Origin of the sequence: Knoellia aerolata DSM 18566, assembly GCF_000768695.1 — a bacterium.
GTDB lineage: Bacteria > Actinomycetota > Actinomycetes > Actinomycetales > Dermatophilaceae > Knoellia > Knoellia aerolata.
Map to the genome: position 1 here is coordinate 1 of NZ_AVPL01000047.1, position 21219 is coordinate 21219.

Below are 21219 nucleotides of genomic sequence, written 5' to 3' on the forward strand. Positions count from 1 at the left end.
CGGCGGCCGAGTCCGCCGCTGCGAGGGCGGCGGCACCGAGCGACGAGACGGCGACGGCCGAGGCCGACCCCTGGGACGCACCCGCCCCGACCGCCAGCGCCGACGCCTCCACCTCCGCACCCACCGCGGAAGCCGACCCCTGGGACGCACCTGCACCGGTCGCCACCGCGGACACCGCTGCCCCCGCGGCCACCGCCGAGGCCGACCCCTGGGACGCACCCGTCTCTACCGCCGGGACGGCTGCCCCCGCACCCACCGCGGAAGCCGACCCCTGGGATGAGCCCTCCACACCCACCGAGAAGGCCGGCGCCTCCGAGGGCGAGCCCTCACCCGAAAAGGCGCAGCAGGCGGCTGCAGCGTCGACCGACGACGTCGACCCGTGGGACACCCCCGGCACCGCAGCGCTGACGGACACGCCGGCTGCGGAGTCGGCTCCGGTGACAGACGCCCAGGTGGCAGCGCACCCGTCGGCGGCGCCCGCGTCGAGTCATGACGTCGACCCGTGGGACGAACCCACCGGCTCAGCACCCGCCGCACCGGCCACCGCCCCAGAGGCTGGCGAGCTCGCTGACGCCAAGGCCGCGGACACCGAGCCGAGGACCGAGACCGCGCAGTCCGAACCGGCTGCCGCGGACGTCGACCCGTGGGACGAGCCCACCGTCTCGGCTCCCACTGCTCCGACCGCCACCGCGGACACCGCGCCGGAGCCTTCGGCCGCCGTCGAGCCGGCGCAGGACGGGCCCACGTCGAAGCCCGACGCCGACGCTGACGCCGTCATGCCCTCGCCCGACCCGTGGGATGACGCGGGCAGCCTCGACGAGCGTGCCGCGGCGACGACTGAGGCGGCAACCCGGTCGGCCGCTTCGGACGACACGACGGCACACGACGCGGCCGTCGGTGAGCCTCCGAGCACCCAGCCGGATGCCGTCACGTCCTCGTCGAGCGCCGAGACCGTGGAGTCGTCCGAGGAGGCGTCCGTGGCGGCGAGCTCCACCGTGGAGAAGCCGGCCAACGCCGACGAGCTCCTCGCGGCTCCCGACCCCTGGGACTGACTCGCCGCCGACACCTTCGAGCCCCACCGACCGTCGCGTCGGTGGGGCTCGATGAGTTTCCATGCGTCTCGTTCGTGACGTTTCCCCGGTGAGGCGCAACTCCTGAGCCACGTGCGACAAGTGGGATCCGAGGCATGCGCTATGCCGAATACGGTTGCAGCACAGTCATGCTCGCGGTCAGTGCAGTGTCAGTGGGCACCCGTAGTGTCTTCTCCATGGGAACGGCGACGCAGCTGACCTACGCGGAGTGCGTGGAGCGGATGCGTGCTGCGCGGGAGGCCGCGGCGACTCTCCCCTCAGTGTTGTGGCAGGCCAGCGGGGACGAGCTCGCACAGGGGATGGAGACCCTGGGCGAGCTCTCAGCGGTCGCCGAAGGTGCCGAAGCCGCCATCACGATCGAGGCCCTCGACCGCGGCGAGCCCGCGCTGCAGGCCCCGCCACAGACTGCACGCGAGTGGGTTTCGGCTCACCACCGCCGCTACGCGGTGGCCGGTGCCAGCCGACTCGTCCGGGTGGCCGAGGCGTGCCGGGAGTCGCGGCACCGGATCCTTCGCGACGCCGTGGTGTCCGGTCGCGTCAGCATCGGCACCGCCCAGGTCGCGCTCTCGGAGATGCGCCTGCTCAAGCCACACCTGAACCCCGAGGCCGTCGACAGCGTGTGGGAGGGCCTGATGACCCTGGGTGAGTGTCACGACGCCCGCACGGTCCGGCGGCTGCGCGAGGAGCTGCTCGCGCGCTACGGAGCGGAGGGCTCCCTCGACGACAGCGAAGAGCGGGCCGCCCGAGGGGTGTCCCTGTCCTCCGGCAAGGAGATCGCCCCCGGACTGTGGGAGTACCTTCTTCGCATCTCGCGGTCGGGGAGGGCCGTCCTCGAGGCAGCGATCGGCCCGTTGTCCGCGCCGGCTCCGGTCGACGGCGAACCCGATCTGCGACCGCATGACCAACGCCGCGCCGAGGCGCTCATCGCCGTGATCGGCCGCGCGCAGGCGGCCGGCGACAGGACGTGGTCCTCGACGAAGGCCCAGGTGTTCGTGACCGTGTCGCTCGAGGACCTCCAGCGACGGGCCGGGAGCGGAAGGCTGCTGGGAGGACTGACGACCGGCGAGCTGGCCACGCCCGAGACCGTCCGGCGCTGGGCCTGCGACGCGACGATCATCCCGACGGTCCTGGGCAGTCGCGGAGAGGTCGTCGACCTGGGTCGCGCCGAGCGGTGGTTCACGCCGGCCCAGATCAAGCGGCTCTGGCTGCGCGACCGGCACTGCACCTATCCGGGGTGTGATGCTCCCGCCTCGTGGTGCGACGCCCACCATCTCGTCCACTGGGCCGACGGCGGAGCGACCGACATCACCAACGCCGCGCTGCTCTGCCAGCGACACCACACCGCCGTCCACACCCAGCGCTTCCACGGGTGGCTCGACCGCGACCACCACGGAGGGGAACAGGTCGTCTGGGACCGCACTCGCGGTGCCTATGACCACGCTCTGGCCCGGCTCGACTCCGGACTCGACCGCGCCTCCGGCGACGACACTCACCACCGGCGATGACCCCGCCCCGCACCCCGACGCCACTCGGCGCCGGGGTCGCGGTGCTGCACGGTCCCGACCGCGCGCGGCGCCCCTCCCGACCGGGGTCGAGAGGGGCGCCGCAGGATCAGACCGGCAGACTCAGCCGAGGTTGTTGGCCTTGAGGAACTCGGCTGCCACGTCCTTGGCGTCCTTCTTGTCCGTGACCGTCTGCTTGAGCAGGCCGGAGATGACCTCGGTCGTGAGCGCCTTCGAGACGGCGTTGAGCGCCGGTGCGAGCTCCTCGGACCGGTCCTTCACCACGAGCGGGACGATGTTCTGCGACCCGAAGAGCTTCTCGGTGTCCTCGAGCGAGACGAACCCGTTCTCGGCGATCGACGGGTCCGTGGTGAAGATGTTGGCCGCGTCGACCTGACCGTTCTTGAGGGCCTGGACGAGCGCCTGGCCGGTGAGCTCACGGAACGAGCCGAAGGTGACGCCGTAGGTCTTGGCCAGCCCCGGAACGCCCTGCGGACGCGCCTTGAACTCGGGCGGCGCACCGAGCGACATCTCGCCAGCCTTGTCCTTGAGGTCCGCGATGGTCTTGAGCTGCTGCGAGTCGGCCGTCTCCTTGGTGACGACGATCGAGTCGTTGTCCTCCGCGGCCGACTTCTCGAGCATCGCGAACTCGGCGGGGAGCAGGCCCTGCACCGAGGTGTAGACCTTCTCCGGGTCGGTCTCGGCGAACGCCTTGTCGTAGAAGAAGCCGAGGGCTCCGGTGTACTCGGGCACGGCCTGGATCGAGCCGTCCTCGAGCGCCTTGAGGTAGATCTCACGCGAGCCGATGCGGGGCTTGGTCGAGGCGTCGATGCCCTTCGCCTTGAGCGCGCCCGCATAGATCTCGGCGAGCAGCTCGGACTCGGGGAAGTCGGCGGATCCGATGACGACCGCGCCACCGCTGGACGCGCTGCCGCTGGCGGCCGGCGAGGAGCTGTCGAGGGGGTCGGAGCCGCCGCCGCAGGCGCTCAGCCCGAGGATGGCTGCCGTGGTGACTGCGAGTACCGAGGTCATGCGCTTCATGAGGTGTCCTTCGCTGAGACGGTGCGGTGGCGTGGTGCGCGTCGAGCAGTGGTGCGACGTCGTGCGGCCGCGCCCGAGGGCACGGGCGTGGGCGACCCGTGATCAGGCCTTGGGGGTGTCAACTGTTCCTCCGACCTCGGACATTCCACCGGCAGGGCCACGTACCCCATCCATTGCCCGCTCACGCGCCTCGCCCGTCGCCGTGGTGTCCTCCGGGAGGACGCGGCCACGGCGGGAGCGGCCGACGGTCCCACCGGTCAGGCCGGGCGAGACGACAGCCCGCTGGACCAGCGCGAGAAGTCCGTCGACCACCAGCGCGAGGAGCGAGACGACGATCGCCCCACCGGCCGTGGACACGTAGTCGCCCGTCTTGATCCCGTCGATGAGGTAGCGCCCCAGACCTCCCAGACCGACGTATGCCGCGACCGTCGCCGTCGCGATGACCTGGAGGAACGCCGAGCGCAGCCCGGAGAGGATGAGCGGCAGAGCGTTGGGGATCTCGACCTGTCGGACGACCTGCATCCCCCGCATCCCCATCCCGCGCGCCGCGTCCCGGGCGGCCGGGTCGACAGCCTCCACGCCGGCATACACACCGGAGAGGATCGGCGGGATGACGAGCACGACGAGGACGACGACGCTCGGGATGAGGAACGCGAGGTCGGACGAGAACTTCGGTCCGAGCCACAGGGCCACCGCGAAGAGCAGACCCAGCGTCGGCACCGCCCGGAGGGAGTTCGCGAGCGTCACGAGCCACTTGGCGCGCCCGGTGTGGCCCACCCACAGCCCGAGCGGGATGGCGACGACTGCGGCGATCGCCACGGCGAGCAGGCTGTACCAGAGGTGCTGGACGATGCGGGCGCCCAGCCCGGAGTCACCCGACCACGTCGCCGACGAGGTGAGCCACTCGAGGATGCTGGCGATCACGACCGCACCACCTGGGCTCGACGCCACGGGGTGAGCAGGCGTTCCCCGAGGAGGATGAGGCCGTCGAAGACGAGCGCCAGGACGACGCAGGCGACGATGCCCGCGATGATCTCGGCCGTGATGAAGCGGTCGTAGCCGTCGGTGAGGAGGTTGCCGAGCTGGGGCACCCCGATGAGGGACGCGACGGAGACGATGCTGACGTTGCTCACCGCCGCGACGCGCAGTCCGGCTGCGATGACCGGTACCGCGAGCGGCAGCTCCACCCCGAAGAAACGGCGCAGCCCGCCGTAGCCCATGGCCCGGGCTGCCTGGAGGACGTGGTCCGGGACGGACCCGAGCCCGTCCGCGACGGTCCGCACGAGCAGGGCCACGGTGTAGATCGTCATGGCCACGACGACGTTGACCGGGTCGAGCACCTTGGTGCCGAGGATGATCGGCATGAGGACGAAGAGCGCGAGGCTCGGGATGGTGTAGAGCAGGCCCGACGTCGAGATGAGCACGGGGTAGAGCCGCGACCAGCGCCGCGCCGCCCAGCCGAGCGGCAGCGCGATGAGCAGTCCGAGGATCAGCGGCACCCCGGCCAGCCAGACGTGGCTGCGGGCGAGCGTGAAGATGTCGCCCCAGTGGTCGTTGACCCAGGTCACGCCAGGCCCTCGCCGCGGTGTCCGGCCAGGGCGTCCGGCCGGTCCACGTCCGGGCGCTCCGCCGACTCGATGAGAGAGAGGACCTCGTGCCCGCGCACCGTCCCCACGAGGGTCCCGGAGTCGTCGACGATGACGCCGCGACGCGACGGGGACGACAGGGCCGCGTCGAGCGCGCCGCGCAGCGAACCGGACGCCCGCGCGACGGTGCCGCCGCGGTGCAGCGCCTCGGAGGTGACCTCACCGTTGACGCGAGCGGGCTCGACCCAGCCGAGGGGGCGGCGCTCGTCGTCGACGACGAGCACCCACGGCTCGGTGAGGCCGACCGTCGACTCCCCGACCACGAGCGTGCGCTCGGAGCGCAGCGGCAGCCGCGGAGCCGGCTGGAACTGCAGCGAGCGGTAGCCCCGGTCGCGACCGACGAAGTCCGCGACGAAGTCGTCCACGGGGTGCGTGAGCAGGTAGGCCGGGTCGGACACCTGGGCGAGCTTGCCCCCGACCCGCAGCACCGCCACCTGGTCACCCAGCTTGATCGCCTCGTCGATGTCGTGGGTGACGAAGACGATCGTCTTGCCGAGCTCGGACTGGAGGTCGAGGAACACGTCCTGGAGCTGGTCACGCACGACGGGGTCGACCGCGCTGAACGGCTCGTCCATGAGCATCACCGGCGGGTCGGCCGCGAGCGCCCGGGCCACGCCGACCCGCTGCTGCTGCCCTCCGGAGAGCTGGGACGGGTAGCGGTCGGCCAGCTCGGGGGCCAGTCCCACCCGCTCGAGGAGCTCGCGCGACCGGTCGCGGGTCTTCTTCCTGTCCCACCCGAGCAGGCGCGGGACGGTGCCGACGTTGTCGAGGACGGTGCGGTGCGGGAAGAGCCCGGCGTGCTGGATGACGTAGCCGATCCCGCGGCGCATCTCCGCCTCGTCCATGCGCCCGGTGTCCTGGCCGTCGAGCGTGATCGTGCCGCTCGTGGGCTCGATCATCCGGTTGACCATCCGCAGCGACGTCGTCTTGCCGCAGCCCGACGGACCGACGAGGACGGTGATCTTGCCCGTCGGCGCCGTGAGCGTCAGGTGGTCGACGGCCACGGTGCCGTCCGGGTACTGCTTGGTCACATCGTCGAACCGGATCATGCGTCAGTCCCTCACCGAGCGGATGGTCCGACCAAACTAACCGGCGGTGACGGCATACGTGCTGTTCAGGGACCGGGAATCGCGGGCGAAGAAAACGCACCATCGCACGCCCGGGTGGACGGGAAATCCCCAAATCCCGCCTAGCATGACGCCACACCCGCAACGACGATGGACGAGGTAACCGACGTGACGACGACGTCCGGCGAGAAGGTGCTCCCCGAGCACGGCTCCGGTGAGGATCCCGGAGAGCGCAGCGGGACCCCTTCGCCGACCCCCGCGGGCCGGGAGGCGCGTCGGGAGCCCTTCGTCGCGGTCCTCTACCTCCTGCCCGCCCTCGTGGTGTTCGGCGTCTTCATCTTCTGGCCGCTGGTGAAGTCGATCCTGCTCTCGGTCCAGGGCACCGACATCCTCGGCAACCCGAGCGGGTTCGTCGGCCTCGTCAACTACACGCGGCTGTTCAGCGACCCGGACTTCCTCCAGGTGCTGTGGGTGACCTTCGCGTTCACGATCCTCACGGTCATCCCGAGCATCGCCATCGCCCTGCTCATCGCGCTGCTCCTGCAGTCGCGGATCAAGGGCGTGCGGTTCTTCCGGACCGCGTTCGCGCTGCCGTTCGCCTTCTCCGTGGCCACGGCGTCGGTGATCTTCGGGGTGCTGTTCAACCCCGCCTCCGGTGTCCTCAACGGCATCCTCAACACCTTCGGCATCGACAAGGTGCAGTGGCTCACCAACCCCGACCTCGCCCTGTGGTCGGTCTCGGGGGCGACGGTGTGGATGCAGATCGGCTACAACCTCCTCGTCCTCTCGGCCGGGCTCGGCGCCCTCCCCGAGGACGTCCTCGAGGCGGCGCGGCTCGACGGCGCGTCCGGCCTGCGGCTGCAGCGCTCGATCGTCATGCCGCTGCTCACGCCGCAGCTGTTCTTCCTCGTCGTCGTCGGCACGATCCACTCGCTGCAGAGCTTCGGGCAGATCAAGATCCTCACCGTCGGTGGGCCCGAGGACCGGACGACGACGCTGGTCTACTCCATCTACGAGCAGGCGTTCGCCAACAACAACAGCAACTACGGCTACGCGTCGGCCCAGGCGATGGTCCTGCTCGTCATCGTGCTCATCATCACCGCGCTGCAGTTCGGCGTGCTCGAGAGGCGGGTGTTCTACCGGTGACATCGGTGACGACGAAGGAACCGGTCGCCACGCCCGGGAAGGCCGCACCAAAGAAAGCCAGGCCCGGTCGGCGCCCGAGCAACATCGGCACCTACCTCATCCTCGGGGTGCTCTTCCTCATCGTGCTGTTCCCGGTCTACTACGGGCTCGTCGGCTCGCTCATGGGCGAGCGCGACACCAACAGCTTCCCGCCGGCGCTCTACCCCGAGAACGGCGTCCACCCGGAGAACTACTCGAAGGCGCTCGACATCATCCCGCTGGGCGACCAGTACCTCACCAGCGTCCTGCAGACCCTGGGCATCACCCTCGGCCAGATGATCACGAGCGCGCTCGCGGCATACGCGTTCGTCTTCCTCAACCTGCGCTGGCGCGGGTTCTGGTTCGCCGTGTTCCTGTCGACGATGATGATCCCGTTCGAGTCGATCATCATCCCGAACTACCTGCTCATCTCGCAGTGGGGGCTCAAGGACACGATCGCCGGACTCACCCTGCCGTTCCTCGCGACCGGCTTCGGGACGTTCCTCCTGCGCCAGTCCTTCCTCTCCTTCCCCATGGAGCTGCGCGACGCGGCGCGGGTCGACGGGGCCGGGCACGTGCGCTTCCTCTTCTCGATCCTGTTGCCGCTCAGCCGTCCCAGCCTCGCCGCCCTCGGCATCTGGTCGGCCCTGTCGGCCTGGAACATGTACTTCTGGCCGCTCCTCGCCACCGAGGCCCCCGAGAACCAGACGATCCAGATCGGGATCAGCCAGCTGCAGAGCTCGGACTCGGACTCTCCCGGGATGGTCCTCGCCGGAGTCATGCTCGCGCTGTTCCCCACCCTTCTGCTCGTGATCTTCGGGCAGCGCTTCATCGTTCGTGGGCTCACCACGGGCGCCGTCAAGTAGTCAATGAAGGAGTTCGACGTGAAGACCACGACGAAGGGCGTCCACAGCCGACGCCGACTGAGGTATGCCGTGCCGGCGGGGATCGTGTCCGCGTCACTGTTCCTCGCCGCCTGCGGCGGCGGCGACACCGGTGACGGCAGCACCGGCGAGGGCGGCGACAAGGCCAGCGGAGGGGCGCCGGCCGCCGACGTCCTCGACAAGGCCAGCGGCGTGACGACGGTCGCGTTCTGGCACGCGATGGACGGCACCAACGCCGAGGCGCTGACCAAGCTCGTCACCGACTTCAACGCCCAGAACACGGGCAAGATCGAGGTCAAGGCGACATATGCCGGCAAGTACGACGACGCGATCACCAAGTACAAGGCGGCGATCCAGAGCAAGTCGACGCCGGACGTCATCCAGATCTACGACATCGGCACCCGCTTCATGATCGACGCGAAGCAGACCATCCCGATGCAGTCGTTCATCGAGCGCGACAAGCTCGACGTCACCGACCTCCAGCCCAACATCACCGGCTACTACAGCATCGACGACAAGCTGAACTCGATGCCGTTCAACACCTCGATGCCGGTGCTCTACTACAACAAGAGCCTCTTCAAGGCAGCCGGCCTCGACCCGGAGAAGCCGCCGCAGGACCTCGCGGCGATCCGCACCGCCGCCGAGAAGCTGTCCAAGAAGGGTGGCGGCCCGGCCGACTACGGCTTCGGCGCGGCCATCTACGGCTGGCTGCTCGAGCAGTTCATCGCCACCGACGGCAAGGAGTACTGCGACCAGGGCAACGGCCGCGACGGCAAGGCGACCAAGGTGCTCTTCGACCAGCCCGAGGCCGTCGAGGTCGTCAAGTGGTGGCAGCAGATGGTCAAGGACGGGTATGCCGCCAACACCGGTCGCGACACCAAGGCCGCCCAGGCGGCGTTCAAGTCCGGGCAGCTCGCCATCACGCTCGAGTCGACCGGCCAGCTCGGCGGCTACAGCAAGGCCGCCAAGGAGGGCGGCTGGGAGCTCGGCGCCGCCAACTACCCGCACATCAAGGCCGGCACCGAGGGTGGCCCGATCATCGGCGGCGCCTCGCTGTGGATCAACGGGGAGAACCACGAGGACGCCAACAAGGAGGCCGCGTGGCGCTTCGTGAAGTTCCTCGCCGACCCGAAGAGCCAGGCCCAGTGGCACATCGGCACCGGCTACTTCCCCATCAGCAAGGGCGCCCTCGAGGAGCCCGCTGACGTCACCTACCGCAAGGCGAACCCGCTCTTCGACGTCGCCGTGCAGCAGCTCGAGAACACCAAGCTGAGCAAGGCGACGCAGGGCTGCCTCCTCGGTGTCATGCCGCAGGCGCGCAAGGCCTCCGAGGACGGTCTCGAGGCCGCCCTCAACGGCACCGACCCGCAGCAGGCCATGACCAAGGCCGCGGAGTCGCTCAGCGCTCAGATCAAGCAGTACAACGACTCGGTGGGCTGACCCCTCCCGAGCACACGGTGACGCGCCCTCGAGATCCCCGATCTCGAGGGCGCGTCCGTGCGTGGCCGTGGGGGCCAGAATGAGCGCGTGACCGAACTCCTCACCCGTGACTCGCGGCGTGGCCGCCTCACCCTGACCGCGGTGACGCTCGGTTCGGGGATCGCGATCCTCGACGGGTCGGTCGTCAACGTCGCACTGCGCACGATCGGCACCGAGCTCGACGCGTCGCTGGAGCAGCTGCAGTGGGTCATCAACGGCTACATGCTGGCGCTCGCCTCGCTCGTCCTCGTCGGAGGTGCGCTCGGTGACCGCCTGGGCCGTCGCCGCGTCTACCTCTGGGGGATGGGCTGGTTCCTCGTCGCGAGCGTCCTGTGCGCCGTCGCCCAGACGCCCGGGCAGCTCATCGCCACCCGGGTGCTGCAGGGCATCGGCGCGGCGCTCCTCACTCCCGGTGGGCTGGCGATCATCCAGTCGGTCTTCGCCCGCGAGGACCGGGCCGCCGCGATCGGCACGTGGGCCGGGCTGTCGGGCATCTCCGCGGCGATCGGCCCGTTCGTCGGTGGGTGGCTCGTCGACAACGGCGGCTGGCGGTGGATCTTCGGGATCAACGTGCCGCTGTGCCTCGCCGTCATCGCCCTCACGCTGTGGACGACACCCGAGACCCGGGACACCGAGGCGACCGGGCGCCGCTTCGACGTCCTCGGCGGCGGCCTGACCGTGCTGTCGCTGGGTGCGCTCACCTACGCCCTCACCGCGTCGGCGTCGATGAGCCGTAGCCTCCTCGTGGCCGTGTCGGTGCTGGCCCTCGCGGCGGCGGTGGGCTTCGTGGTCGTCGAGTCGCGTTCTCGCACACCACTGGTGCAGCTCGGCCTCTTCAGGGACCGGGTCTTCTCGGCGGCGAACGGCATGACGCTGGTCGTCTACGGCGCGCTCGGTGTCGTCATCTTCATCCTCGTCCTCCAGCTGCAGGTCTCGGCGGGCTGGTCGGCGCTGTCGGCCGGGCTCACCGGGCTGCCCACGACCATCGCGCTGATGTTCCTGTCCTCGAGGGCCGCCCAGCTCTCCGAGCGGATCGGTCCGCGGATTCCCATGGCCCTCGGCCCGGTCATCTGCGCCGCGGGCGTGCTGCTCCTGCTGCCGGCCGGCCGTGGTGCGACGTGGTGGACGGTCCTGCCCGGGCTCGTCGTGTTCTCGCTGGGCCTGGCGCTGCTCGTCTCCCCGCTCACCGCGACCGTGCTCGCCGCTGCACCCGACCGGTATGCCGGCGTCGCCAGTGGCGTGAACAACGCCGTCGCGCGCGCCGGCTCACTGCTGGCCGTCGCCGCGCTCCCGGCGCTCGTCGGGCTGTCCGGGGACGACTACCTCGACCCCACCGCGATGACGTCGGGCTTCCGTGCCGCAATGGTGATCTGTGCCGGACTGCTGACGGTCGGAGGCGTCGTCAGCTGGTTCGGCCTCGCCAGGACCTCGGGCCGCGTGCGCGAGGACGCGCTGTAGCGACCCGCAGGCTCCCGCCGCGGCGCCCGTCAGGTCAGGAGCGAGCCGGTGACGAAGTCGGCGACCTCGCGGTGCCACGTCAGCGGGTGGCGGAGCATCGCGTGCCCGTCGCCCTCGACCGGTCGCCACGTCACGCTCGCGCCCTGCGCGCGGAGGCGTTCGGCGAGCCCCTTGGTCCGCCGCGGGTCGGTGATCCGGTCGCCCACGCCGTGCATGAGCAGGACGTCGAGGCCGGGGCGGCCGTGGACCGGGTCCCCGCCGTTCACCCACGGCGCCAGACCGACCACCGCGGTGACGTCGGGCTCGCTGGCCAGGTGCAGTGCGACCCGGCCACCCATGGAGTGGCCGACCAGCGCGACGGGCAACCCGGCATACCGCTCCCGGACCTGGTCGAGGGCCCAGCGGGCGTCGACCAGCGGCGTTGCGTCGGAGCCGTTCCAGCCGAAGTAGCGGTTCTTGAGCCGCAGCACCGCGAGCCGGTCACCGGCCCGGTGCTCGATCGTCCTGGCGAACGGCCACATCCGCAGGACGGGGCCCCGCATCCACTCGACCGGGCCGTAGCCGGTCTCGCCGCCACCGTGGAGCACGAGGACGACGGCCTCGGGTGAGTCCGGGGTGCTGCCCCTGAGCTCGTGCGCGACCGCGTCGTCCGTCGGGTCGGTCGGGTCCGTCGGGCCCATCGGGTCCGTCACAAGGGCTCGCCGGCGCCGATCTCCGCGAGCAGCCACGCGGCATACGAGGCACTGGCGTCGATCACGGGAACGGCGATGATCTCGGGCGTCTCGTAGGGGTGGATCTCGCCGACCCGCTCACAGATGCGGTCGAACCGGCCGCGGTGCGACTTCGCGATGACGAGGTGCTCGTCGGAGCTGACGACCTCGCCGTCCCAGCGGTACGTCGACGTCATGCCGGGGAGCACCTGGGCGCAGGCGGCAAGGCGTTCGGTGACGAGGAGCTGGGCGATGTGGGCCGCGTGCTCGGCCGGGGCGGCAATGCGCACCTCGAGGATGCCGTGGTCGCTGGTCATGGGGCCTCAGACCTGGGTGCGGTGGAAGTTCTTGAAGGAGCGGCTCGCGGTCGGGCCCCGCTGGCCCTGGTAGTGGGAGCCGTACGCGGTGGACCCGTAAGGGTTGTCCACCGGGCTGGAGAGGCGGAAGAAGCAGAGCTGGCCGACCTTCATGCCCGGCCACAGCTTGATCGGGAGCGTCGCGACGTTGCTCAGCTCGAGCGTGACGTGGCCGCTGAAGCCGGGGTCGACGAATCCCGCGGTGGCGTGGGTGAGCAGGCCGAGGCGGCCCAGGCTGGACTTGCCCTCGACGCGGGCGGCGACGTCGTCGGGGAGGGTGACGGTCTCGTAGATCGACCCGAGCACGAACTCCCCCGGGTGCAGGATGAACGCCTCGTCCGGCTCGACCTCGACGAGGCGGGTGAGGTCGGGCTGGTCCTCGCGGGGGTCGATGTACGGGTACTTGTGGTTGTCGAAGAGGCGGAAGTAGCGGTCGAGCCGCACGTCGATGCTGCTCGGCTGGATCATCTCCGGGTCCCACGGGTCCAGGACCACGCGCCCGGCGTCGACCTCGGCCTTGATGTCCTTGTCACTGAGCAGCACGGGGAGAGACTAACCCGAGGGCGTATGCCGGGTGCTCGCCGAGCGTGGTCGGGTCACCTCGCGGTGGCGGCGCATGGTCGGGTTAGACTTCCTGCCGCGCCACCGTCCCGGGGCCCGCATGACCACTCCGGGGGCGCCTGCCGGTGTAGCTCAATGGTAGAGCGCCAGCTTCCCAAGCTGGACACGCGGGTTCGATTCCCGTCACCGGCTCCACGACAAAGCCGCAGGTCAGGGCCGCGGCTCCGTCCGCTTCTCCCACGAGTCACCGGGCGCGCAACGCGCCACCACGAGGCCGTTGGCCGACCCGCGTCCAGGTTCACGTCGCGCCCGGTTCCTCGGCACTTCGCCTCGTCAGGCTGTCACGCCATCTCGGGCAGGTGCAGATGAGCGAACGCGACCTCCATCTCTGCCATGTCGTCGATGGTCGCCCCGATGTCCTTGCTCGCTGCCTCGCGGAGCCGGGCGGCAGCCTCGCGGCTGGCCTCGAGGTGCTCCCGGCGCTCGAAGGTGACCGTCCCCACCGCACGACCGGTCTCGCGGCTGATCATCAGGCTGGCGCTGCAGAAACCGTCGAACTCCTGGACCTTGGGAAGGATGGCCATCCTGAACACGTCAGCGGCGCGGTCGGCGTGGTCCTCCATCCCGCCCAGCCAGGTGACCCGGGCACACGCGCCGTCGGGCATCGCGTGGTCGCGGTGGACGACGGCGACCTCCCAGGTGTCCACGGAGCTGGTCGTGGCTCCGAGGGCCGACTGCGCTGCGTCGCGCAGCGGGCGCACCATCTCGGCACTGCCCGTCAGGGCTGCTTCGGACTCCCACGACGTCGTGGCGATGCAGCGGCCGGAGGCGCGGTCCACGAGCATCGACATCCCGACACACCCGTCCATGGCGGTGACCGCCGGGGTGACCTCGTCGCGGACATGGGCGATGCCGGCGTCGACCTTGGCGGGATCTGCCTGCAGGGTGGTGGTACGTGCGAACACGACGAACTCCTCTCATCGGGGCAGCACCCCGACGGTGCCACCGTCGGGTCCAACACTGCTCCGACGCGGGGTCCTCGGCAAGAGTCACCCAGCACCTTCCTCGCCACCCCAGACCGGCCACAACGCTCGCCTCGACGGCCGTGACCCGTCAGCGGCCGCTGAAGCGGGCTGACGCGAAGGGCTCCAGCGCCGGAGCGGTCCGGCCGTGGACGATCAGCTCGGTGAGGGCGGCGGCCGTGCCGGGAGCCAGCGTGACGCCGAGCATCCCGTGCCCGGTGGAGACGTAGGCGTTCGTGAGGCGGCCGAGCCGGCCGATGACCGGCAGGCCGTCCGGGGTCATGGGGCGCATCCCGGCCCGCGCGACGGTCGCGCCCGGGAACGGCTCCCAGTCCCGGAAGTACGCCTCGGGCGCCCTGCGGATCGCCGCGACACGGGCCTCGTCGATCGTCTCGTCCAGCCCGCCGAGCTCCATCGTCCCCGCGAGCCGCAGGCGACCGTCGAGGGGCGTGACGGCGACCTTGGCCTCGGAGAGGTTGACGGCACCGCGCAGCGGAAGGGGGGAGGTGTCGACGCAGTAGCCCTTGCCCGAGCGCACCGGCAGCGGCTCGCCGAACCGCGCGGAGAGCTGGCCGGTCCACGCACCCGCGGCCAGCACGTAGGTGTCCGCGTCGAAGCGCCGTCCGCGCGACGAGATCGCGGTCACGCGGTCCCCGATCACCGTCACGTCGTCGACCGGCGCGTCCTCGACGAGCTCCACGCCCAGGGAGCCGAGTCGGGCACGGAGCGCCGCCACGAGAGCGCCCGGGTCGAGGTACCGCTCGTGCGGGAAGTGGATGCCGCCCCGCACCCGGTCGGACAGCATCGGCTCGTGCTCGCGCACCGCGTCACCGACGAGGACCCGCGGCTCCAGACCGTGGCTGCGCGGAAGGTCGAGGTCCGCGGTGTGGTGCGCCAGACGCGCACCGTCGAGGAACACCATGAGGAGACCGTCGCCGTGCATCTCGAAGGCGAGACCGTCGGCGCGGTACTCGTCGAGCAGGTCCATCGATCCGTGCGCCAGCCGGAGATGCGCCTCGAAACCACGGCGGTGGTCGCGTGCGTTGGAGTGCCGCCACATCCCCAGCATGAAGCGCAGGAAGTCGGGCCGGACCGACGGCCGGATGCACAGCGGGCTGTCCGGACGGACCATCCACCGCAACGACGACAGCACCATGCCCGGTGCCGGGACCGGACCGGCGACGGCGGGCACGACCCAGCCGGCGTTGACGTCCGAGGCGCCCTGCCCCATGGCGCGGGCGTCCACGACGGTGACGGCGCGACCCTCACGAGCGAGGTGGTACGCGGTGGTGAGGCCGATGATCCCGCCGCCGATGACGATCGTGTGCACGCCTCACCCTTTCAGGCAGGGCGTATGCCGTCACACCCGGCCGGGACGAGCGCTCACGCCCGCACGGGCCGTGGGGCGACCGACGCGACCGCCTCGGCGAGGAGGATCCGCTCGGCCCGGTCGTACACCTCCCGAGCGTGCTGCGCCGAGTCACCGACCGCGGTCATGCCGACCCGACCCGCCTCGGTGACCGAGCTGATCATGTGGAAGACGACACCGGTCTCGCGAGCGGGGTCGAAGTGCAGCCCGGTCCGCGCGACGACGTCGAACAGGTCGCCGACGCGCAGCCCGCGCAGGCTGGGGTCCTCGAGGTGGTCCGTCGCGACGAGGTGCTTCTCGCGCCCCATCGGCGTCGTGAACAGCCCGGTGTCGCCGTGGTAGCGCCCGTTGGTGAGGAACTGGAGGGTGAGGAAAGGGTGCGTCGTGCCGCCCTTGCGCAGGTTGACCTCGATGGCGTGGGCGGTCCACGCGCCGCCGTTGCGGACCACGACGAAGTCGACGGCGAAGCGCCCCAGCACCCCGAGCTCGGCCAGCCGCCTCCCGATGGCCTCCGCCTCGCGCGTGATCAGCGCGGCATACCCGGGAGCCGCCGGGAACGTGCACCCGAGGTAGGACTGACCCGTGGCCCCGCCGAGGATCTGGTCGTGCGTCGAGAGGACTTCGAGCTCACCGAGCGGGGTGACCCGCAGCTGCACGCTCGGGCTGAGGACCTCGTCGCCGACGATCCGCTCCTCGACGATCCCACCCTTCTCCTGGAACTTGGCGAAGTACGCGTCGTGAGTGACCGTGCGGCCCTCGAGCTCCATCACCCGCACCCGCTCGTGCAGGGCGGACCGCTCGTCGGCGGCCCCGGGAGCGGGCAGGCCGGACAGGTCCACGACGGCGTTGCCGGCCCCGGAGACGCCTTCGTTGAGCTTGACCATGGCGACCGACGCGTCCCGCCGCCGCTCTCGCAGCCGGGCCAGTGCGTCGACGATGTCGTCGAGCGAGCGGAGGTCCTCGAACCCCACGGGGTACGAGACACCCGACTCGTCGAAGAGCTTCCGGCACCCCGACTTCGTCCCGAGCGCGAGGTGGCGGGGGTCCGCGCCGAACATCGGGATCCCCAGCTCGATCGCGAGGTCCCGCTCCAGGGTCGTCGTCGTGTAGGGCACGAGGTGCGACCGTCTCGGGTTCGGGATGAGTGCGGCGATGTCGGCGAGCAGCCGCGGCCGCTCGAGGAGCTTCTCGCTGAGCGGTCGTGGCGTGAGGTCGCCGACCGAGACCATCGACAGGCGCGACCACGCGTGGCTCGGGATGACGCCGGGCAGCAGCGCCAGGTAGTACTCCACGATGGCCGGGTCGACCGGCCCCGACGTCACGTAGACCATGCGCAGCCGCGGTTGCCGCAGCAGCAGGAGGAGGAAGAGGTAGCGCTCCTCCATGGCCTGGTTGACCGCCCCCGCCCTGGCGTTGACCCGGTCCAGCGACACCGAGGGCACGACGACGACCGACTCGTCGGCCTCGTTGAGCCGCACGGACCGCCACACGGCGGGCAGCCGCGACTGGAGCACGTCGAAGGCCGCGTTCCGCTCGGCTTCGTCGAGGTCCGCGAGGAGCCGTGGCTCGGCGCCCCGGAGGCGGTCGTCGACGCTCACGAGGCACTCCGCGCGGCGTCGAGACCGAGGACCTCGAAGGTCTCGACCGGCTTGGTGATGCCGCGCAGCTCGAGCGCCCCGAGCGGCCGGGTCACCGCCACGTCCCCGGCCCGGGCGGCGACCTTCTGCGTGATGAGGATCTGGCCCGCCTGCGCCAACGCGGACAGCCGGGCACTCGTGTTCGTGACCGTGCCGATCGCGGCGTAGTCGTAGCGCCCCTCGAACCCGACCCGGCCGAGGGTCGCGTAGCCCTGCGCGATGCCCACCCCGAACCCGAGGTCGTACCCGTGCCGACGCCACCCCTCGGCCAGCTGCTCGATCCGCCCGCGCATCGCCACGGCCATCCGCACGGCCCGGGCCGGCGCGTCCGGGCACGGGATCGGGTCGTTGAAGAAGACGAGGAGGCCGTCGCCGGCGAAGTGCTCGAGTGTCCCCTCGAAGCGGAAGACGAGCTCACCGAGGGCCTCGTGGTACTCGCGCAGCACGGCCATCACCTCCTCGGGCTCGGCCGTCTCGGCGAAGGAGGTGAACCCCCGCAGGTCGCAGTAGGCCGCGGTGATCTCGGCGCGGTGGCTCGTGAGGAACCCCTCGTCCCCGCTCTCGACCACGAGACCGGCAACCTGCGGCGAGAGGAAGCGGCGCAGCCGCCCGACCCGCTGCAGCTCGTCCACCTGCGCGGCCACCTTGTCCTCGAGCTCACGGTTCCAGGCTGCGAGCTCGGCCGCCTGCCGCTCGATGGTGTCGTGGTAGCGCTTGATCCGGACGAGGGAGCGCACCCGCGCGAGGAGCTCGGACTGGTCGAAGGGCTTGGTGACGAAGTCGTCCGCACCGGACTCGATGGCGCGCACCTTCTGCTCACCTCCCGACGCGGTCACCATGACGACCGGGAGGTATGCCGTCCGCTCGTCCGCCCGGATCCGGCGGCACGTCTCGTAGCCGTCGATCCCGGGCATCTGGATGTCGAGGAGCACGATGTCCGGCAGCGACTCCCCGAGCTGGGTCAGCGCGTCCTCCCCGGACTCCGCCATCTGCACGCGGAAGCCCCGGGGCGAGAGCACCGCGTCCATGAGCTTGCGGTTGGGCTCGAGGTCGTCGACGACGAGGACCACGGCGTCGGGGGCATCGGTGGTCATGGCTGCTCCGTTCGGAGATGGAGTCGGACCTGGTCCGGGAACTGGCGCACGCTGATCGGCTTCTCGAGGTACCCGTCGAACCCGGCCGCCTCGGCCCGGTCGCGGTCGGCCTGCATCGCGAAGGCGGTGAGGGCGACGACCGGGATGTCGGCGGTCCGCTCGTCGGTCCGCAGCCGGGCCAGGGCGGCGTGCCCGTCGATACCGGGGAGCTGGAGGTCCATGAGGACGATGTCCGGCCGTTCCGACCTGGCCCGGTCGACCGCCTCCTCCCCGGACGTCGCGACGAGCACCGTGAAGCCCGCGAACTCGAGGACGTCGCGCGCGAGCTTGAGGTTCTTCTCGTTGTCCTCGACGAGGAGCACGACGCTGCGGGGCGCCCGGCCCTCGCTCATGCGCCGGCACCTCCCGTCGTCCCCCGCGGCACGGTGACCTCGCTGAGCCGGCTCGCGAGGAGCCCGAGGTCCACCGCGTTCTTCGAGGTGACGAACTCGATCCGGCCCTCGAGCGTGCGACGGTCCGCAGGGGTGAGGGTCTTGGACGTGAGGACGACGATCGGCACCGACGCGCTGACCGGGTCGCTGCGCAGCCGGTCGATGACCTCGAAGCCGTCCATCTGGGGCATGAGCAGGTCGACGAGCACGACGGAGGGGCGCGACTCCCGCACGAGGGCGAAGACCTGCTCGGCCTCGGTGCAGGTGAGCAGCGTCCAGCCGGCCGGGTCGAGCGCGAGCCGGGCGAGCTCGAGGGCGGTGGGGTCGTCGTCGACGAGGACGGCCACCCGGCGCCCGGAGTCCTCGGTGCGCAGCGGCACCAGCCTCCGGAGCGCCTCGACGAGCTCGTCCCGGGCGACCGGCTTGACGAGGTAGTCCGACGCGCCGAGCGCCATGCCCCGGCTGCGGTCGGGCAGCACCGAGACCACGACGACCGGCGTGCCCGCCACGAGCGGGTCGCTCTTGATCTCGGTGAGGACGTCCCAGCCGTCCATCTCGGGCAGGTGGATGTCGAGGACGACGACGTCCGGGCGCTCGTCGCGCACCGCCTGCAGGCCGGTCCGGCCGTCGGCCACCACCCGGGTGCGCAGCCCGGCCGCACCCAGGTGCAGCGAGAGCAGCTCGGCGGAGCTCGGGTCGTCCTCGATGATGACCGCCCGCGGACGCTCGTCCGGGAGCTCCGGGCCCGTGGCGTCCTCGGACTCGAGCCGCCCCCGTGGGTCCCACGACGTCGAGGCCGTCTCGGAGCGCGCCCGGACGAGGGGCACGGTGAACCCGAAGGTGCTGCCGTGTCCGAGCTCGCTGCGCAGCCAGACCTGTCCGCCGTGCAGCTCGACGATGCGCCGGGTGAGGGTGAGTCCCAGTCCGGTCCCCTCCACCTTGCGGGCGGCCCGGCTGCCCTGCTGGAAGGAGTCGAAGATCCGTTCCTGGTCGGCGGCGGCGATCCCGACCCCGGTGTCGGAGACGGTCACCTCGAGGACGTCGTGGCGACGGGTGGCCGTGACGACGACGGTGCCCCCGTCCGGCGTGAACTTCACGGCGTTGCTGAGGAGGTTGAGCAGCACCTGCTTGATGCGCAGCTCGTCGGCGTTGACCAGTCCGAGGCCCGGGGGCAGCTCGGTCCTCAGGGCGACGTGGTGGTCCACGGCCCGCTCGCGCACCATCGACAGCGCGTAGGAGATGGCGTCCTCGATGGAGAAGTCGGTCCGATCGAGCTCCATCTGCCCGGCTTCCACCTTGCTGAGGTCGAGCACGTCGTTGAGCAGGTCGAGGAGGTGGCGGCCCGACGTGAGGATGTCGTGCAGGTAGTCCTCCTGCCGCTCGTTGAGGTCGCCGAACATGCGCTCGAGCAGCACCTCCGAGAAGCCGATGACCGCGTTGAGCGGGGTGCGCAGCTCGTGCGACATGCTCGCGAGGAACTCCGACTTGTGCCGGCTGGCCTCGGCGAGCTCGGCGCTCTGCACCTCCAGCTGGCGGTGGATGCGGGCGTTCGTCAGGGCGATCGCCGACTGGTTGGCGAACGCCTCCAGCAGCTCGCACGTCTCCTCGCTGAACGCCCCCGGCGTCTTGCGGCGCACGACGAGCGCGCCCACGATCTTCCCGGACCGGATGAGCGGGACGGCGACCACGGAACGCCAGCCCGCGGCATACAGGATGGAGAGGTGCGGGTCGAGGTCCTCCTCCATGGTCGACAGGTCCGCCACCTGGATCGGCGCGCGCTCGCGGCAGGCCTGCCCGATGAGCGTCTCGTCGATGTGGATCCTGCTGTCCCGCAGCGCCTGCAGCACTTCGGCGCTGGTACCGGTGGCCGTGCGGACGCTGAAGAGACCGGACTCCTCGTCGAGGTCCACGAGCGAGCCGCCGCTCGTGCCGGAGAGCTCGACGGCGACGTTGACGATGGTGGCGAGCACCTCGTCGGCGTCCAGGCTCGAGCTGACGGCGTTGCCCACCTCCGACAGCGCCTCGAGCTGGTCCACCCGCCGCGCGAGCTCGGTGGAGCGCGCCTCGAGCGTGCGCATGAGCTCGACGTTGCGCACGGCCAGCGCCCCCTGCGCCGCGAACGTCGTGAGGAGCGTGCAGATCCGGTCGTCGAAGGGCGAGACCGTCGTGCGCCAGACCGACAGCACGCCGACGACCTCGCCGTCGACGATCATCGGCGCACCGAGGATCGTGCGGTAGCCCGCGATGCGCTGGAAGTCCAGACGGTCGTACTCCGGGTCGGCGAGCACGTCCTCGATCTGTTGGGTCGTGTGGTCGATACTGACCCGGCCGATGAGAGAGTCGCGGTCGAGCTGGACCGGGTCGACGTCCGACAGGTCGATGAAGTCGGTGCTCACCCCGACGGCGCGCGTCAGACGGTAGACGTCACCCTCCCTGAGGTGGATCTGGGCCGCGTCGGCGTGGCACAGAACTCGGGCCCGCTCGACGATCGCGCCGAACACGTCCTGGGGCGCGGACGAGGAGGCGGCGAGGATCGCGAGGATCTCGCTCGTGGCCGCCAGCTGCCGGCGGGTCTCGCGGTGCTCGTCGACTGCGGCCGCCCCCGCGGGCTCAGGGGTCGCCCCCGGCCCTCCCCCGTCGTCGGTCACGTCCACGCGAGTCTCCGTCCCACCCCGGCCGTGGTGTGTCGAGGCTCATCACCGAGTGT

General features: G+C 71.0%; 18 protein-coding genes, 1 tRNA gene and 1 pseudogene. 7 read left to right on the forward strand and 13 right to left on the reverse strand.

All coding sequences use genetic code 11. The annotated features are described in order from the left end of the window. Positions 1–1052, forward strand: a pseudogene (locus N801_RS21110) (hypothetical protein); the annotation flags it as partial. Between the two features lie 215 nt (positions 1053–1267). Next, positions 1268–2596 (forward strand): HNH endonuclease signature motif containing protein, encoded by a 1329-nt coding sequence (locus tag N801_RS19880; RefSeq protein ID WP_169744278.1) that lies wholly within the window; start codon positions 1268–1270, stop codon positions 2594–2596. A gap of 120 nt (positions 2597–2716) precedes the next feature. On the opposite strand, the gene N801_RS14410 is transcribed toward N801_RS19880, so the two are convergent. From N801_RS14410 to N801_RS14425, 4 genes are all read right to left on the reverse strand, one after another. Further along, a complete protein-coding gene (locus N801_RS14410; RefSeq protein WP_035939249.1) occupies positions 2717–3634 on the reverse strand; it encodes an ABC transporter substrate-binding protein in 918 nt (305 codons plus the stop codon). A 102-nt stretch (positions 3635–3736) separates the two neighbouring features. Further along, a complete protein-coding gene (locus N801_RS14415; protein WP_245618458.1) occupies positions 3737–4558 on the reverse strand; it encodes an ABC transporter permease in 822 nt (273 codons plus the stop codon). Continuing rightward, positions 4555–5202 (reverse strand): ABC transporter permease, encoded by a 648-nt coding sequence (locus N801_RS14420; protein ID WP_035939252.1) that lies wholly within the window; start codon positions 5200–5202, stop codon positions 4555–4557. The genes N801_RS14415 and N801_RS14420 overlap by 4 nt, the downstream gene beginning before the upstream one ends. Continuing rightward, positions 5199–6329, reverse strand: coding sequence for an ABC transporter ATP-binding protein (locus N801_RS14425; RefSeq protein ID WP_035939256.1), 1131 nt, complete (start codon positions 6327–6329; stop codon positions 5199–5201). The genes N801_RS14420 and N801_RS14425 overlap by 4 nt, the downstream gene beginning before the upstream one ends. 168 nt (positions 6330–6497) lie before the next feature. Here N801_RS14425 and N801_RS14430 point away from each other — a divergent pair, with 168 nt between their 5' ends. The 4 genes from N801_RS14430 (at position 6498) to N801_RS14445 (ending at position 11332) form a co-directional block, all read left to right on the forward strand. Further along, a complete protein-coding gene (locus N801_RS14430) occupies positions 6498–7493 on the forward strand; it encodes a carbohydrate ABC transporter permease (protein ID WP_245618460.1) in 996 nt (331 codons plus the stop codon). Between the two features lie 5 nt (positions 7494–7498). After that, entirely contained in the window at positions 7499–8377 is an 879-nt protein-coding gene (locus N801_RS14435) for a carbohydrate ABC transporter permease (RefSeq protein WP_245618461.1), read from the forward strand. A gap of 18 nt (positions 8378–8395) precedes the next feature. Continuing rightward, positions 8396–9835 (forward strand): ABC transporter substrate-binding protein, encoded by a 1440-nt coding sequence (locus N801_RS14440; protein WP_245618462.1) that lies wholly within the window; start codon positions 8396–8398, stop codon positions 9833–9835. Positions 9836–9922: 87 nt separating this feature from the next. After that, positions 9923–11332: an MFS transporter gene (locus tag N801_RS14445; protein ID WP_035939259.1), complete on the forward strand. Its 1410-nt coding sequence runs from the start codon at positions 9923–9925 to the stop codon at positions 11330–11332. 29 nt (positions 11333–11361) lie between these two features. Here the strand turns inward: N801_RS14445 and N801_RS14450 are convergent, their stop codons facing one another. Genes N801_RS14450 through dcd form a run of 3 tightly spaced genes read right to left on the reverse strand, consistent with a single transcriptional unit; the run spans position 11362 to position 12941 of the window. Then, positions 11362–12012: an alpha/beta hydrolase gene (locus N801_RS14450; protein ID WP_084109012.1), complete on the reverse strand. Its 651-nt coding sequence runs from the start codon at positions 12010–12012 to the stop codon at positions 11362–11364. Positions 12013–12020: 8 nt separating this feature from the next. Next, positions 12021–12359: a divalent-cation tolerance protein CutA gene (cutA, locus tag N801_RS14455; protein WP_035939262.1), complete on the reverse strand. Its 339-nt coding sequence runs from the start codon at positions 12357–12359 to the stop codon at positions 12021–12023. Between the two features lie 6 nt (positions 12360–12365). After that, a complete protein-coding gene (gene dcd / locus N801_RS14460; protein ID WP_035939267.1) occupies positions 12366–12941 on the reverse strand; it encodes a dCTP deaminase in 576 nt (191 codons plus the stop codon). Between the two features lie 139 nt (positions 12942–13080). Between dcd and N801_RS14465 the strand changes: the two genes are divergently transcribed. Next, positions 13081–13154: transfer RNA gene (locus N801_RS14465), tRNA-Gly, on the forward strand. A gap of 146 nt (positions 13155–13300) precedes the next feature. Here N801_RS14465 and N801_RS14470 read toward each other — a convergent pair. From N801_RS14470 to N801_RS14495, 6 genes are all read right to left on the reverse strand, one after another. Continuing rightward, positions 13301–13924, reverse strand: coding sequence for an antibiotic biosynthesis monooxygenase (locus tag N801_RS14470; RefSeq protein WP_035939271.1), 624 nt, complete (start codon positions 13922–13924; stop codon positions 13301–13303). Between the two features lie 148 nt (positions 13925–14072). Next, positions 14073–15311: an NAD(P)/FAD-dependent oxidoreductase gene (locus N801_RS14475; RefSeq protein WP_035939276.1), complete on the reverse strand. Its 1239-nt coding sequence runs from the start codon at positions 15309–15311 to the stop codon at positions 14073–14075. Between the two features lie 53 nt (positions 15312–15364). Next, complete coding sequence (locus N801_RS14480) at positions 15365–16948, reverse strand: peptide ligase PGM1-related protein (protein WP_035939279.1); 1584 nt, start codon at positions 16946–16948, stop codon at positions 15365–15367. Then, on the reverse strand, positions 16945–18081 hold the full coding sequence (locus tag N801_RS14485) for a response regulator (protein ID WP_035939283.1): 1137 nt from the start codon (positions 18079–18081) through the stop codon (positions 16945–16947). The genes N801_RS14480 and N801_RS14485 overlap by 4 nt, the downstream gene beginning before the upstream one ends. Continuing rightward, positions 18078–18473, reverse strand: coding sequence for a response regulator (locus N801_RS14490; protein ID WP_035939285.1), 396 nt, complete (start codon positions 18471–18473; stop codon positions 18078–18080). The genes N801_RS14485 and N801_RS14490 overlap by 4 nt, the downstream gene beginning before the upstream one ends. Beyond that, complete coding sequence (locus N801_RS14495; RefSeq protein ID WP_052113100.1) at positions 18470–21166, reverse strand: response regulator; 2697 nt, start codon at positions 21164–21166, stop codon at positions 18470–18472. The genes N801_RS14490 and N801_RS14495 overlap by 4 nt, the downstream gene beginning before the upstream one ends. Positions 21167–21219: the final 53 nt, after the last annotated feature.

Bases quoted from the DNA above. Each gene is read 5' to 3' on its own strand.
- N801_RS19880 (WP_169744278.1), top strand. From the start codon at position 1,268: ATGGGAACGGCGACGCAGCTGACCTACGCGGAGTGCGTGGAGCGGATG.
- N801_RS14490 (WP_035939285.1), bottom strand. From the start codon at position 18,473: ATGAGCGAGGGCCGGGCGCCCCGCAGCGTCGTGCTCCTCGTCGAGGAC.
- N801_RS14450 (WP_084109012.1), bottom strand. From the start codon at position 12,012: ATGGGCCCGACGGACCCGACCGACCCGACGGACGACGCGGTCGCGCAC.
- N801_RS14425 (WP_035939256.1), bottom strand. From the start codon at position 6,329: ATGATCCGGTTCGACGATGTGACCAAGCAGTACCCGGACGGCACCGTG.
- cutA (WP_035939262.1), bottom strand. From the start codon at position 12,359: ATGACCAGCGACCACGGCATCCTCGAGGTGCGCATTGCCGCCCCGGCC.
- N801_RS14410 (WP_035939249.1), bottom strand. From the start codon at position 3,634: ATGAAGCGCATGACCTCGGTACTCGCAGTCACCACGGCAGCCATCCTC.
- N801_RS14430 (WP_245618460.1), top strand. From the start codon at position 6,498: ATGGACGAGGTAACCGACGTGACGACGACGTCCGGCGAGAAGGTGCTC.
- N801_RS14485 (WP_035939283.1), bottom strand. From the start codon at position 18,081: ATGACCACCGATGCCCCCGACGCCGTGGTCCTCGTCGTCGACGACCTC.